This is a genomic window from Adhaeribacter radiodurans (assembly GCF_014075995.1).
GTDB lineage: Bacteria > Bacteroidota > Bacteroidia > Cytophagales > Hymenobacteraceae > Adhaeribacter > Adhaeribacter radiodurans.
Genome location: NZ_CP055153.1, coordinates 4,157,289 through 4,171,995, shown reverse-complemented (window position 1 = coordinate 4,171,995; position 14,707 = coordinate 4,157,289). Strand labels below are relative to the sequence as shown.

Sequence of the window (14,707 nt, the reverse complement as noted above, 5' to 3'; positions counted from 1 at the left end):
TTTTTATACATTTTATGTCTTTATTTATTACCTCTTTAAACTCCGGAAGTAATGGTAACTGCTACTATGTGGGTAATGACCAGGATGCCATTTTAGTAGATGCAGGTATTTCATGCCGTGAAACCGAAAAGCGGATGTGCCGTTTGGGCTTGTCCATGAGTAAAGTAAAAGCCATTTTTATCTCTCACGAGCATTCCGATCATATCCGGGGTTTATCGGTCCTGGCCCGAAAATATCATTTACCCGTTTTTATTACCCCTGCTACTTTACTTAATTCTAGGTTAGGGACCGAACAGTTTTACACTATCCCGTTAAAAGGGTATGATTCTATTTCAATAGGCGAACTTTCAATTACCGCTTTCCCAAAATCACATGATGCCTCTGATCCGCATAGCTTTTTAATTACCTTTCAGGATATTAAAGTAGGGGTATTTACGGATATTGGTTTTGCCTGCGAACACGTTATTCATCATTTTAAGCAATGCCACGCTGCTTTTCTGGAGGCCAACTACGATGATGAACTTCTGGATAATGGTTATTATCCTTATTATTTAAAAAACAGAATTCGTAGCCCCAAAGGCCATTTGTCTAACAAACAAGCTTTAGATTTATTCGCCGGATACAAGCCTCCCTTTATGAGCCATGTATTGTTGTCCCATCTTTCTAAAAATAATAACTGTCCTAAGTTAGTAAAAGAATTATTTGATCGTAATGCCGATGGCACCGAAGTAGTGGTGGCCTCCCGTTATGAAGAAACGCCGGTTTATACTATTATGTCTTCTAAACATGTTCAAGCAAGCGCTTAGATTGAATAGTTAATCCTATAAAGTAATTTTATTTTTACTAAATAATTCTAGAATAAAGGTCGAAGCTACTACAGTAATTTTAGTCGCGATAACCAAACGATATAAACTATAGCTTTAAAGTGGTAGAGTGTTGCTTTGGTTACTTCCTTTAGCAAATGTATCTTTGTGTAAAATTATTTTTTACGCAAATAAGTCACTTCATGGCACTTATTCTGGCGCTCGAAACATCTTCTACAATTTGTTCCGTTGCTTTATATCAAAATCAGGAGTTTTTAGCTCTTACTGAATTACAGTTAGAAAAATCTCATTCTTCGCATACAACCGTTATAATAAGTCAATTACTAGAAAACTGTGGTCTTACTCTTCAGGATTTATCCGCCGTTGCGGTATCGGGAGGGCCAGGTTCTTATACCGGTTTACGCATTGGCAGTGCTATGGCAAAAGGTTTGTGTTATTCCTTAGATATTCCTTTAATAGAAATATCCACTTTGCATGCATTAGCTTACAGTCTAATACAAGTAACTCCAAATCCTGAGAATTACTTGTATTGTCCTATGCTGGATGCCCGAAGAATGGAAGTTTATAGTTGCGTACTTAACAGTGATCTGCAAGAATTGCTTCCGGTTAGTCCAATAATCTTAACAAATAAGTCTTTCGAAGATTTTACGTCTCAAAATCCGGTAATTTTTCTTGGTAGCGGCGCTGATAAGTTTCAAAAATTAATAGAGAATTCGTCGCAAGCTCTGTTTAACTCAAAAGTGTCTCTATCTGCTAAACCCGTTGGGGCACTTGCTTACCACAAATATATAAACCAGCAGTTTGAAGATGTGGCCTATTACGAACCATTTTACTTAAAAGAGGTTTATATTACAGCAAGTAATAAAAGTTAATTTGATTTGAAAGTAGAATGGATGCTATAATTAATAAGGTTGCCGAGAGCTCGCTTATAACCTTAAACTTAGAAGAGTTTATCCATCCGGGCGAACGGGTGGTATACGATATAAAAGAAAATCTTTTTATGGAGCTCATTTTAAAGGAAAAAGATTTTCGCGCCTTTATCAAAGAAAACGATTGGTCGGTTTATAATGGAACAAATGTAGCTATTATTAACTCCGCTGATGCAATTGTTCCAACCTGGGCTTATATGTTATTAGCCGGTAAACTAGAAAAGTTTGCTCACCGGTACGTTTTTGGAAGTTTAGAAGATTTAGAGCAAACTCTTTTTCAGGAAGCAATAAGCAAAATAAATCCCGAAGATTATCGAAATGCTAAATTGGTGATAAAAGGCTGTGGCGATAAACAAGTTTCAACCTTTGCTTATGTAGAAATCATGCATAGATTACTGCCGGTAGCGAGTAGTATCATGTACGGGGAGGCGTGTAGCACGGTACCCCTCTATAAAAAGCCGAAAGCGTAAACGTTTGTTGAAAATAGTTGAACTCTTACTAAGGCAGGTACGCCGTTCGTGATTAGGAACGAGTTAGAGGTTTAGGAGAAATTTTTTCTTAGGGGGAATCAGGGAGTTAGGCCGGGGGCGAGGGAAAATGGGGGTTGGTATTAGGAAAAGCGGCGGGGGAAGTGTTACCTTTGTGCACCGCAACGAAAAAGGGGGAGATAAGTTTCCTTTTTTTCTTCGGCCAAAAGCATGGGCGGGAGGCGAGCCCGAAAAGAAAAAGAAGAGTCTGGTAGCCGGCTGGACCGGGGTTCTACTCCGATAAAAAGTAGGGACCCATAAGGGGGGTAAAATAAAGTGAGCAGAAAGTTTGCGCAAGCGGGGAAAGGCTCGTACTTTTGTCTTCTGTTTCGGCGAAAAGCGCCGATTAAAGCCCGGTAAATTTCGAAAAAAAAGTTTCCTTAAAGTTTGGAGGTTTGAGAAAAGATTCGGACTTTTGCCCTCCCAAATCGACAGCAGGTTGAGGCAAGAAAAGCAGGCAGGAAAGCCTTTTCGTTTGAAGGAGCGAAGAGGTAGTTTTCGGAGAGAGGGAGGAGGAAATAGGGGAGTGAAAAAAAAAGATTAAAATTTTTACTTTCAGATTTGGAAAGAAGGAAAAAGATGTTGACCTTTGCACTCCCAAAACGAAACAAGGTTTTTTCAAAAGAGAAAAGACGGGAAAAAGAGAGAAAATAATCTTGCTTAATGAGCAGTTAAGAAGGTTGCCTAAGTAAACGACAGGTTTACAAAAGTTCTTTGAATGAGTGAGAAAAGAGAATAGCAAACCGCATAAGTGCTACATCTCATCTTGATGGTGAGAGGGTCTTATGTTAAAAGAGCAGGTAACCATCCAGCGAGACAAATTTGAGTAGTGATACTCACAAATTATATTCTACAATGGAGAGTTTGATCCTGGCTCAGGATGAACGCTAGCGGCAGGCCTAATACATGCAAGTCGAACGGGCTGGAGTAGCAATACTCCAGTTAGTGGCGCACGGGTGCGTAACGCGTATGCAACCTACCTTTTATTGGGGGATAGCCCGAAGAAATTCGGATTAATACCGCATAATATCATTTGAGGGCATCTGAGGATGATTAAAGCTACGGCGATAAAAGATGGGCATGCGTGTCATTAGCTAGTTGGTGGAGGTAACGGCTCACCAAGGCAACGATGACTAGGGGTTCTGAGAGGATGATCCCCCACACTGGTACTGAGATACGGACCAGACTCCTACGGGAGGCAGCAGTAGGGAATATTGGGCAATGGAGGAAACTCTGACCCAGCCATGCCGCGTGCCGGATGAAGGCCTTCTGGGTTGTAAACGGCTTTTACCAGGGAAGAAAATACCTTTGCGAAGGGAACTGACGGTACCTGGTGAATAAGCACCGGCTAACTCCGTGCCAGCAGCCGCGGTAATACGGAGGGTGCAAGCGTTGTCCGGATTTATTGGGTTTAAAGGGTGCGTAGGCGGCTTGATAAGTCCGTGGTGAAAGCCAACAGCTCAACTGTTGAACTGCCATGGATACTGTCAGGCTTGAGTACAGACGAGGTAGGCGGAATGGATAGTGTAGCGGTGAAATGCATAGATACTATCCAGAACACCGATTGCGAAGGCAGCTTACTAGACTGTAACTGACGCTGAGGCACGAAAGCGTGGGGAGCGAACAGGATTAGATACCCTGGTAGTCCACGCCGTAAACGATGATAACTCGATGTTGGCGATACACGGCCAGCGTCTTAGCGAAAGCGTTAAGTTATCCACCTGGGGAGTACGCCCGCAAGGGTGAAACTCAAAGGAATTGACGGGGGCCCGCACAAGCGGTGGAGCATGTGGTTTAATTCGATGATACGCGAGGAACCTTACCTAGGCTAGAATGCGCGTGACCGCCTCAGAGATGAGGCTTCCCTTCGGGGCACAAAGCAAGGTGCTGCATGGCTGTCGTCAGCTCGTGCCGTGAGGTGTTGGGTTAAGTCCCGCAACGAGCGCAACCCCTATCTTTAGTTGCCAGCGGGTAATGCCGGGGACTCTAGAGAGACTGCCTGCGCAAGCAGTGAGGAAGGTGGGGACGACGTCAAGTCATCATGGCCCTTACGCCTAGGGCTACACACGTGCTACAATGGGCGGTACAGAGGGTCGCTACTTAGTAATAAGATGCCAATCTCAAAAAACCGTTCTCAGTTCGGATTGAGGTCTGCAACTCGACCTCATGAAGCTGGAATCGCTAGTAATCGCGTATCAGCAATGACGCGGTGAATACGTTCCCGGGCCTTGTACACACCGCCCGTCAAGCCATGGAAGTCAGGGAGACCTGAAGATCGTAACCGTCTAGGAGCGATTTAGGGTAAAACTGGTAACTGGGGCTAAGTCGTAACAAGGTAGCCGTACCGGAAGGTGCGGCTGGATCACCTCCTTTCTGGAGCTGATGGTTACTCTAACCGGTTAGCTATTCTCTCTCTCTTATTCAAACCTTATTGCTACTAACGACTGGTTAGTAGTCAGGAAAAAAAGAAGTGGCATCATAGCTGCGTGTAAGCTTGAGAAGCAAACGAGAGCGGGCAAGGACAAGAAAGAAGGACTTCAAGCTTAAGAAAGCCGGAGCATGCAACTCAACTGAAGAATGAGGGCTTGTAGCTCAGGTGGTTAGAGCGCTACACTGATAATGTAGAGGTCCCTGGTTCGAGTCCAGGCAGGCCCACCAGCACATGGGGGATTAGCTCAGCTGGCTAGAGCGCCTGCTTTGCACGCAGGAGGTCAACGGTTCGACTCCGTTATTCTCCACACTTAAATAGTACCTCAGTAAAGGCAACAGGTCTTTACTACTAAACTTAGGATTTTTTGTTTGGCTGGCCGATGTATCCCATCGACCCACAAGCGAGCAACTAACGCCTAAGATAAAGTTCTTTGACATAATGGCAAGAGAAAAACTAGAGTAGACTGTAAATACGAGTAAAGAGTAAATTTTTTAAGAAAGTTACTAAGGGCGTATGGGGGATGCCTAGGCTCTCAAAGGCGAGGAAGGACGTGATAAGCTGCGATAAGCTCGGGGGATTGGCACATACGAAGTGATCCCGAGATTTCCGAATGGGGCAACCCGGCTAGTTGAAGACTAGTCACACCGCAAGGTGAGCAAACCCGGAGAACTGAAACATCTAAGTACCCGGAGGAAGAGAAAATAAAAATGATTCCCTGAGTAGTGGCGAGCGAAAAGGGAAGAGCCCAAACCAGTATTGTTACGGCAATACTGGGGTTGTAGGACCACGAGATGGGACTGAAAAGTAAAGCTAAATTACCTGGAAAGGTAAGCCAGAGAAGGTGATAGCCCTGTCAGCGTAAGCTTTTCAGCCTTAGTGGGATCCTGAGTAGGGCGGGACCAGCGAAATCCCGTCTGAATCTACCGGTACCATCCGGTAAGGCTAAATACTTTTGAGAGACCGATAGTGAACCAGTACCGTGAGGGAAAGGTGAAAAGAACCTTGAATAAAGGAGTGAAATAGAACCTGAAACCATACGCTTACAAGCGGTCAGAGCCTCTTCGTGGGGTGATGGCGTGCCTTTTGCATAATGAGCCTACGAGTTACTCCTCTCTGGCAAGGTTAAATGTTTGAAAACATGGAGCCGCAGCGAAAGCGAGTCTGAATAGGGCGCATAGTCAGAGGGGGTAGACGCGAAACTTTGTGATCTACCCTTGACCAGGTTGAAGTGTGGGTAACACCACATGGAGGACCGAACCAGTTTCCGTTGAAAAGGATTTGGATGAGTTGAGGGTAGGGGTGAAAGGCCAATCAAACTGAGAAATAGCTCGTACTCCCCGAAATGTTTTTAGGAACAGCGTCGTGGTTAGAGTTTTAGAGAGGTAGAGCTACCGATTGGACTAGGGGGAGTCACATCCTACCGAATCCAGACGAACTCCGAATGCTCTAAAATATACGCGGCAGTGAGGCGTGGGGTGCTAAGGTCCCACGCCGAGAGGGAAACAACCCAGACCATCAGCTAAGGTCCCTAAATCTATACTAAGTTGAACAAAGGAGGTCCAGTTGCTTTAACAGCCAGGATGTTGGCTTGGAAGCAGCCATTCATTTAAAGAGTGCGTAACAGCTCACTGGTCGAGCGACAGGGCATCGATAATAATCGGGCATCAAGTATAGTACCGAAGCTATGGATATGTAGTAATACATGTGGTAGGGGAGCATTCTCATCGGCGTTGAAGGTGCCTGGTAATGGGTGCTGGAGCGATGAGAAAAGCAAATGTAGGCATAAGTAACGATAATGCAGGTGAGAAACCTGCACGCCGTAAGACTAAGGTTTCCTGAACAACGCTAATCGGTTCAGGGTTAGTCGGGTCCTAAGGCAATACCGAAAGGTTAAGTCGATGGACAACGGGTTAATATTCCCGTACTAGCTTCATAGAGTGATGTGGTGACGGAGGAGTGAAAGGTCTGCGTACTGACGGAATAGTACGTTGAAGGTGGTAGGTAGTAGTTTGGTAGGCAAATCCGCCGAACTAGCTGAAAGCCGATAGTACACCAACCCTTCGGGGGCGGTGATATGACCCTAATCCGACTTCCAAGAAAACCCGCTAAGCGTTTACTATGAAGCTACCCGTACCGTAAACCGACACAGGTAGTCGAGGAGAGCATCCTCAGGCGCTCGAGTGAATCACGGCCAAGGAACTCGGCAAAATGGCCCTGTAACTTCGGGAGAAGGGGCGCTTCCTTGCAGCAATGCAAGAAGCCGCAGTGAAAAGGCCCAGGCGACTGTTTAACAAAAACACATGGCTTTGCGAAATCGAAAGATGAAGTATAAGGCCTGACACCTGCCCGGTGCTGGAAGGTTAAGAGGGGGGGTTAGTCCGCAAGGGCGAAGCTCTGAATCGAAGCCCCAGTAAACGGCGGCCGTAACTATAACGGTCCTAAGGTAGCGAAATTCCTTGTCGGGTAAGTTCCGACCTGCACGAATGGTGTAACGATCTGGGCGCTGTCTCAGCCGTGAGCTCGGTGAAATTGTAGTCTCGGTGAAGATGCCGAGTACCCGCAACGGGACGGAAAGACCCCGTGCACCTTTACTATAGCTTAACATTGACTCTGGATAATTCATGTGTAGGATAGGTGGGAGTCTATGAAGCGGTGTCGCTAGGCATCGTGGAGACAACGTTGAAATACCACCCTTGAATTATTTGGAGCCTAATCTCGCAAGGGAAACAGTGTTTGGTGGGTAGTTTGACTGGGGTGGTCGCCTCCAAAAGAGTAACGGAGGCTTTCAAAGGTACCCTCAGCACGCTTGGTAACCGTGCGTAGAGTGCAATAGCAAAAGGGTGCTTGACTGTGAGGCCGACAAGCCGAGCAGGTACGAAAGTAGGATATAGTGATCCGGTGGTTCCGCATGGAAGGGCCATCGCTCAAAGGATAAAAGGTACGCCGGGGATAACAGGCTGATCTCCCCCAAGAGCTCATATCGACGGGGAGGTTTGGCACCTCGATGTCGGCTCGTCACGTCCTGGGGCTGGAGAAGGTCCCAAGGGTTCGGCTGTTCGCCGATTAAAGTGGCACGCGAGCTGGGTTCAGAACGTCGTGAGACAGTTCGGTCCCTATCTGTTGTGGGCGTAAGAAATTTGAGAGGACCTGACCTTAGTACGAGAGGACCGGGTTGGACAAGCCGCTAGTGCACCGGTTGTGACGCCAGTTGCAGCGCCGGGTAGCTACGCTTGGATGAGATAAGCGCTGAAAGCATCTAAGTGCGAAACTCACCTCAAGATGAGATTTCTTTTAAGGGTCGTGAGAGATGATCACGTTGATAGGCGGCAGGTGTAAAGCAAGAAACTGCAAAGCTGAGCCGTACTAATTACCCGTAAACTTTCTTAAAAACCCTGTTTACTTCCAGTCCACGGTAGCGTTTTCTCTTGCCCATTTATGTTACGCTAGCACGTGGTGCTAGTGAATAAGACTTTAGCCATTATCAAAGCTGCCCAGGCAGCTTCGCTTACTTAACCAGTAAGCCGAACAATAATGGTGGTTATAGCGCGGGTGTTCACCTCTTCCCTTTCCGAACAGAGCAGTTAAGCCCCGTAGCGCCAATGGTACTGCAATCACATGCGGGAGAGTAGGTAGCCGCCAACCCCTTTTTTCCTCTGAACGCCCCCACCTTCCTTGAAGATGCGGGCGTTCTGCTTTTTAGTGAAATGGGTAGCGGATTAAGCTGTCATATGAAATACCTAATGTAGAATTTCCTCTTAATAAAGGGTTTCATTGATATTATGAAAAGTTGTAATGTTAAGAAGAAAGAACATTTAGTCCAAAGCATCAGTCCAAAGCATCCTCTTTTTACTCCCGCTATAGAAATGGAGATATAATATTTGAGGGTGGAGTACCTTGCCTTTTATTCAAGCATTTAGCAATTTGCATAACATTCACTAACTCGAATAATTCTGGAAGGCTGGGTAGGTAGCAGCGTCGATCAGGGTGTGGTAATTGTTAGTATTATTTAAATAATTGTTCCTGCTGTTGCGAACCAAAATCTTATTTTCCTAATTCCTCAACTTTTTTGCTTGATCCTTAAAACCTTTTTTGGAAGCATAAGGTCGCTTAAGATCTGTTATAGTGTCTATTAAAATTTAGGGTTCTTGCTGTGGAAATACAATTACTGTATTAAACTTTCCACTCAACTCCGCTCTTGATCTTGGTATATTGAGAGTAGCAACTAACATACAGCAAAAAGATAGAGAGCGGATTATCTAATAAAATTTGGAATAAACTATAGAGCTTTCTCTAGGAACCATTAAATGCTTTATTAATCTAAGAAACTGTTTTAAAATAGATTAAAATCGTTTAAGCATGAGGGCTAGCATCGCTAAGTAGACCATCCTCTGACTATTACGACGGTTCTTTTCATAATCTTTATTCAGTCGTCTGGCAAACAGCAGCCAAGCAAAAGTTCTTTCTACGACCCATCGACGGGGCAAGGCTTTAAAGCCTTTCGTATTATCTGTTCGAAGCACTACTTGCCAGCACCAGCCCCATAGCTTTTTTACATAGGCCATTAAATCCTCTCCCCGGTAACCACCATCCACCCAAACCAATTTAATACGCCGACAGAGATGAGCTAGATAAGGCACTCGCTTCCTATAGCGAAGCAATGGCATGGCTCCTTTCTTTTCCGAAACACTGGCAGCGCATACCCATACGGCTAACAGCAAGCCTTGGGTATCGGTAAGAACAAACCGTTTGCGGCCCTTGATTTGCTTACCCGCATCAAAGCCCCGGTGAGAACCCCCACAAGCCGTTGTTTTGATGCTTTGGGAATCTATATTGCCCGCCGAGGGACAAGCTTGGCGCTGGGATTGGCACCGCAGCTTTTTTACAAAAACGCTATGAACCCACTCCCAGGTGCCATTCTGACTCCAGCCATTAAAGTAACCATACGCCGTTTGCCAGCACAGTAAGTCATGGGGCATGCTCCGCCAACTACAACCCGTTTTTACTACATAAAAAATAGCGTTTATGACCTCTCTTAAATCGGCGGCTGGGCGACCTGCTTTCCTGATGGCTGAATCCGGTCCTTCCAATAACTTCTTTAACTTCTGCCAGCCATTCTGACTGATATCACTTGGATATCTCCGCCGTTTTTGCTTCTTTTGACTAGTACTCATTTCGGTTTTGATAAGTTGGTGGTTCAACTATTCTTAACCCTTTTGAGTACTTTTTTATTCCCCTATTTTCCCCTAAGTACTTTTTAAAACACCTTCTAAGATTTTGCTTGTTAGTAAAATAGTTTACTGCATCCATTGGGGACAAATAACTTTACCTTTATTAAATAATTTAATTCCTAGCACAATCTCATGTGAACCAGAATTAGCAATATCTAAGGCAGAGTTGTTATAGTCGTAAGAATAACCAATATCCATGAGATAGCTGATGTTTAAGCCAATTAATCCGGCGAAAGAATCTTGGTTCCGGTAAGAAACACCCGCCCAAACCCGGTCACCGTAAATAGCACGCAAATTAACATCAACTGAAAAGGGGCTAGGGCCTGCCATTTTCATCATAACAGATGGAACAAGTGCTAAATCGTTCCCGAAACGAAATTTGTAACCGGCAGTTGCGTAAAAGTGGCGCTGTACAATTCCTGGTGTTTTTTGATCCGGTGAATTATTTAAATCGCGACTACCTCGTGCCAATTGTGCACCTGCAAATCCTACAAAAAAATCTTGTGAGTAAATCCAGGTTCCTAAGTTTAAGTCTAAATAAGTTCGGTTAACATAATCACTGGTAATAGATGGATCTGCAGGATTTATATAAGTGGCTTCGGATGTATTTAAACTATTCCGTATCATTCCCGCGGAAACACCCACTGAAACGTTAATCTTTTGACTAACCGGTAAATGAAAGGCGTAACTACCTGTTAAGTTGGTACGGCGAAGAACTCCGGTTTTATCAACGTGTGCCATAACTCCTACACCATGGTGAGGACGGGCTCGTTGAAAACGGTTGCGTTTAACTGTATGAGTCCGGTTGTTATAGCGGTTGCGGACACTAGTAGCTTCTTTATTAAGAGGAGTATGCGCACTTACATAATAGGTAACCGGAGCACCATCTAAGCCCACCCATTGGTAACGCGTTCCCATTCGTACATCAGTATAATCCTCAATTCCGGAAAGAGCTGGGTTAAATAAATACTGGTTCAGCATGTATTGACTAAACTGAGGACGCTGCTGAGCCTGTACTTTAATAATAAAACAAACCAATAAAGTAGTAATTACTAGAACTCTTTTCATAAGATAAATAATACGCTTACCGGATTAATGTTACGTTACCTGAAATAGGTTTGGATATTTTATCCAGGCGAATAATGTAATAATAAGTAGCTAATGGCAAATCCTGGCCATTGTAGGTGCCATCCCATGCTTTTTTATACCCTATATCCGAGGTAAACACCTTAGTTCCCCAGCGATTAAAAATTTCAACAGTGGCTTCCGGATAATTTTCAATTCGCTGAATTTCCCACGTTTCATTTATACCATCGTGATTCGGACTAAAGGTATTTACAATAAGTACCCGAGGAATAACGGTAATAGTAACTTCGTCGGTAGCTGCGCAGCCTTCTTCGGAGAAAGCAGTTACTTTATAGGTGGTAGTTTTAGTTGGGCTAGCTACCGGCCGTTCTACATTCGGGTCGTTTAACCCGGTAGCTGGTTCCCATTTGTAACGAACGCCACCACGTCCGATTAATTCCATGGTATTACCTTCAATAATGGTAGTATCACGTCCGGCACTAGCTGTAATGCTGGTTACATTGACGGTAACCGGAGTACGGGCAGGGCTCACACATTGATTTTGATTAACTGCCTGAACATAAAAAGTGGTAGATTGGGCAATACGATTCGTAACAAACGTAGCACCCTCGAATAAAATATTACCACCAGTAGGGGTTTCGAACCACTGGTAAGTTAATCCTGTACCTGTTGCTACCAAAGTGGCGGTACTATCCAGGCAGGTGGTAACACTGTTGGCGGCTACTACTGGTACTGGTGGTAGTGGATTAACTTTAATTTCTATAGTTTGAGAAATACTAGTGCAATTATCAGAAATCACGGTACGCCGGTACCAGGTTGTACGGCTGATTACTGGTGGCGTATAGTTTTGAGTATTATTGGTACCAGCAGCCGGAGCAAAAGCAGCAGTGGCGCTGGTAATACTGCTTTCCCAAAGATAGGTATAGGTACCATTACCACCCGATGGAGCAGAACCAGTTATGGTTTTAGGAGCCGTATTTTCGCAAACGGCCGGCTCAGTACCATTAATAGAATTGTTCGTGATTAAAGGTAGAACAGTAATTTGAGCCACATTGCTGTAATTGGGGTCGCAGGTGCCAGAAATAACGCCACGACGGAACCAGGTAGTAACAGTTAATACTGCTGGATTATAGTTAGCTGTATTATTGGTGCCAACTGCAGGAGCGAAACCGGTGGTAGCACCAGTAGTGCTGCTTTCCCAAATATAGCGGAGCGGTAGGGTGCCACCTTGTGGACCAGAGCCCGTTAAAGGGGCAGGTTGTTCTCCGCCGCAAAGCGATTGATCTGCTAGAATAGTATTATTGGTTACTGGTTGATCTACCGTTACTATTACCACATTGGACGAATCGACACAACCACCCGAAATAATGTAACGGCGAAACCAGGTGGATTGATTAAGGATTCCCGGTTCATAATTTACTTCATTGTTGATGTTGGTAGCCGGAGTAAAGCCAGCAGTAGCGCTTACTGTGCTGCTACGCCACTGAATTGTACCTCCGGCTAACGGGCTACCAATTAAAGGCAATACCGGTTCATTAGCACAAACCTGCTGATCGCCAGTTATGTTACCTCCTGCAATACGGGGAGTTACAGTAATAGCTACAACGTTACTGGTATCGCCGGAGCAGGATGCGGATGATATTAAACGCCGTAACCAGGCATTTTGCTGTAAAACCGGTGGGGTGTAATCGCGGCTATTATTTACTCCCGGAGCAGTAGCAAAAGTACCATTAGGCCCCGTAGTACTAAGCTGCCACTGATATCGATAGCCATTAGTATCCCCACCGGTTGGTTGAGTGCCAGATAAAAGCTTAGGTGCCGAACCTTGGCATACTTCCTGGTCTTGAGAAATAGTATTGTTGGCAATAGGAGGTAACACAGTTACCGCAAAAGGGGTACGGGCACCGGTACTTTCGCAACCATTAGGGCTAAGAGTAGTGATATAAAAAGTAGTACTTACGGATAGTGGTCCGGTTGTGTAAGTTGCTGCAGTATCCAGGGGAGTACCACCGGTGGGCGATCCATAGAAAATAAAAGTATTACCAGCTGGTCCGGTTGGTTTTATATCTGTGCTTTCGCCGGAGCAAATTGATACTCCCGTAGTAGTAATAATTGGTGCGTTCGGAACTTCATTAACGGTAATAGTAATTTCGCCGGCTCCCTGCTGCGCTACATCGGCGGAGTTACCGCATTCATTGGCAAAACTTACCGAAACTTTATACTCCCCTACATTTGGAAAACTAATTTCCGGATATTTAGAATTGGCCGAAGTTCCGTTTATGAAAGTTGCTCCACTAGTACCTGATATAATCCAACGGAATGAAGTAGGTACTTCAGTACCTAAGTTGGCATCATAAAATACATTTTGATCCGAAAACTTAATGGTGGTAGGCCCGCAAAATGGTCCATCAGCATTTAGCTGTACCTCCGGATAAGCAATTAACACGCTTTGCGAAGTAGTATCGCTGCCGCATTGGTTCGTAACAATTTGCTGAACCTGGAACCGGCCCATTTCATTAAATTGAAAAACAGGTGCAGCTGAAGTATCAGAAGTATTATTAATATAAGCGAAGCCACCCGCCGGCTGACCTTGGTTATTTAGTACTGCCCATTTATAGGTGAGATTACCCCCTTTCGCACTATCAGTAGGGGTAACAATCACTGGAACACATTGATTGGGATCTAACCGTTTTTTCCCATCTGGTGGAGATACTTGAAAACCAGCAGTAGGTTTTTGGCTGACTTCGTATTGTAAGGTAATAGTGGTATTACAAGTGGCGCCAATCGCAGTTATACTAATTGGATGTGTGCCAATGGTGGTAAACGGAGTAGGGTTACGAATAGGAGAGTCAGCATCGAACTGTTCAGGTGTGTAACTTACTTCATTTACATCATCAGGATTCCAGCGAACCCGGTAGCCGGTAATTCCGGCTGCACTAGCTGCTACTATGTTGTTAAATAACTTGGCCTTTACGCTTATTGCAGAATCTTTTGGAATACATACTTCAAAATCAGCGCTATCGGTTACATCTGCTTCGGTAAAATTAGGGCCTCCATTAACAGTTACTGTTTGAGCGATGGAAGTTTGGGAACGGCAACCACGGGAAGCCGTAACAACCGTTACCGAAAAAGATTTTGTTCCGGTACCGAAGTAATTAAAGGCATGGTTTACTTCGTAGCCGCGGCCGATGGTTCCATCACCAAAGTCCCAGAGATATTCAACATTTGGATCATTAGGGCCAACAATTGTAAAAGTATAAGGTATTCCGGAGCATTGCACCCCAGTAGGAGAAATAGTAAAATCTGGTCTTGTAAGCGTTGGGCCAAGTTCTACTCTGGTACCAGGATCAGTAGTATTCGGATTACAGGTATTAGAAATACTGCTAACTTCTACGGCGTAGGTGCCTATACCTGTGGCGTTATAAGTTTGATTGGTAGCTCCCGGTATTGGCTGCCCATCTTTAAACCACCTAAATTTTAAATCATTATTTACAACTCCCTCATTGGCAGTAAGAATTAAGGGGGTACCGTTACAAATGTAAGCCGTTCCGGAAGGAGAAATAGTAGCAGTACATAAATTTTGCGCGTAAGTAGTAACAGAAAAAAATACAATAACAAGGAATAAGTATAAAAAGCGGATGGTATGCTGCATCGAGGGTAAAGTTATAACTCGCCTTAATCT

Annotated in this window: 7 protein-coding genes, 2 tRNA genes and 3 rRNA genes; 9 read left to right on the top strand and 3 right to left on the bottom strand. The window is 44.7% G+C overall.

Going from position 1 to position 14,707, the window contains the following annotated elements:
• The first annotated feature begins 14 nt into the window (after positions 1 to 14).
• The 9 genes from HUW48_RS16680 to rrf all read left to right on the top strand — a co-directional run bounded on the left by HUW48_RS16680 (position 15) and on the right by rrf (position 8,353).
• Positions 15 to 806, top strand: coding sequence for an MBL fold metallo-hydrolase (locus HUW48_RS16680; RefSeq protein WP_182412026.1), 792 nt, complete (start codon positions 15 to 17; stop codon positions 804 to 806).
• 200 nt (positions 807 to 1,006) lie between these two features.
• Positions 1,007 to 1,696 carry a tRNA (adenosine(37)-N6)-threonylcarbamoyltransferase complex dimerization subunit type 1 TsaB gene (tsaB, locus tag HUW48_RS16675; protein ID WP_182412025.1) on the top strand — a complete coding sequence of 230 codons (690 nt, stop codon included), beginning with the start codon at positions 1,007 to 1,009 and terminating at the stop codon, positions 1,694 to 1,696.
• A 17-nt stretch (positions 1,697 to 1,713) separates the two neighbouring features.
• Positions 1,714 to 2,223, top strand: coding sequence for a DUF2480 family protein (locus HUW48_RS16670; protein WP_182412024.1), 510 nt, complete (start codon positions 1,714 to 1,716; stop codon positions 2,221 to 2,223).
• A gap of 127 nt (positions 2,224 to 2,350) precedes the next feature.
• Entirely contained in the window at positions 2,351 to 2,524 is a 174-nt protein-coding gene (locus tag HUW48_RS16665; protein WP_182412023.1) for a hypothetical protein, read from the top strand.
• A gap of 608 nt (positions 2,525 to 3,132) precedes the next feature.
• Positions 3,133 to 4,653: ribosomal RNA gene (locus tag HUW48_RS16660) — 16S ribosomal RNA — on the top strand.
• A gap of 208 nt (positions 4,654 to 4,861) precedes the next feature.
• Positions 4,862 to 4,938: transfer RNA gene (locus HUW48_RS16655), tRNA-Ile, on the top strand.
• A gap of 6 nt (positions 4,939 to 4,944) precedes the next feature.
• Positions 4,945 to 5,018: transfer RNA gene (locus HUW48_RS16650), tRNA-Ala, on the top strand.
• A 186-nt stretch (positions 5,019 to 5,204) separates the two neighbouring features.
• Positions 5,205 to 8,098: ribosomal RNA gene (locus HUW48_RS16645) — 23S ribosomal RNA — on the top strand.
• Positions 8,099 to 8,241: 143 nt separating this feature from the next.
• A 5S ribosomal RNA gene (gene rrf, locus HUW48_RS16640) occupies positions 8,242 to 8,353 on the top strand.
• Together the 16S, 23S and 5S rRNA genes with 2 tRNA genes alongside form the textbook arrangement of a ribosomal RNA operon.
• Positions 8,354 to 9,051: 698 nt before the next feature.
• Here the strand turns inward: rrf and HUW48_RS16635 are convergent.
• The 3 genes from HUW48_RS16635 to HUW48_RS16625 all read right to left on the bottom strand — a co-directional run bounded on the left by HUW48_RS16635 (position 9,052) and on the right by HUW48_RS16625 (position 14,677).
• Positions 9,052 to 9,882, bottom strand: coding sequence for an IS5 family transposase (locus tag HUW48_RS16635; RefSeq protein ID WP_182412022.1), 831 nt, complete (start codon positions 9,880 to 9,882; stop codon positions 9,052 to 9,054).
• Positions 9,883 to 10,005: 123 nt separating this feature from the next.
• A complete protein-coding gene (locus HUW48_RS16630) occupies positions 10,006 to 11,007 on the bottom strand; it encodes a PorP/SprF family type IX secretion system membrane protein (RefSeq protein ID WP_182412021.1) in 1,002 nt (333 codons plus the stop codon).
• Between the two features lie 16 nt (positions 11,008 to 11,023).
• Positions 11,024 to 14,677: a gliding motility-associated C-terminal domain-containing protein gene (locus HUW48_RS16625; protein ID WP_182412020.1), complete on the bottom strand. Its 3,654-nt coding sequence runs from the start codon at positions 14,675 to 14,677 to the stop codon at positions 11,024 to 11,026.
• Positions 14,678 to 14,707: the final 30 nt, after the last annotated feature.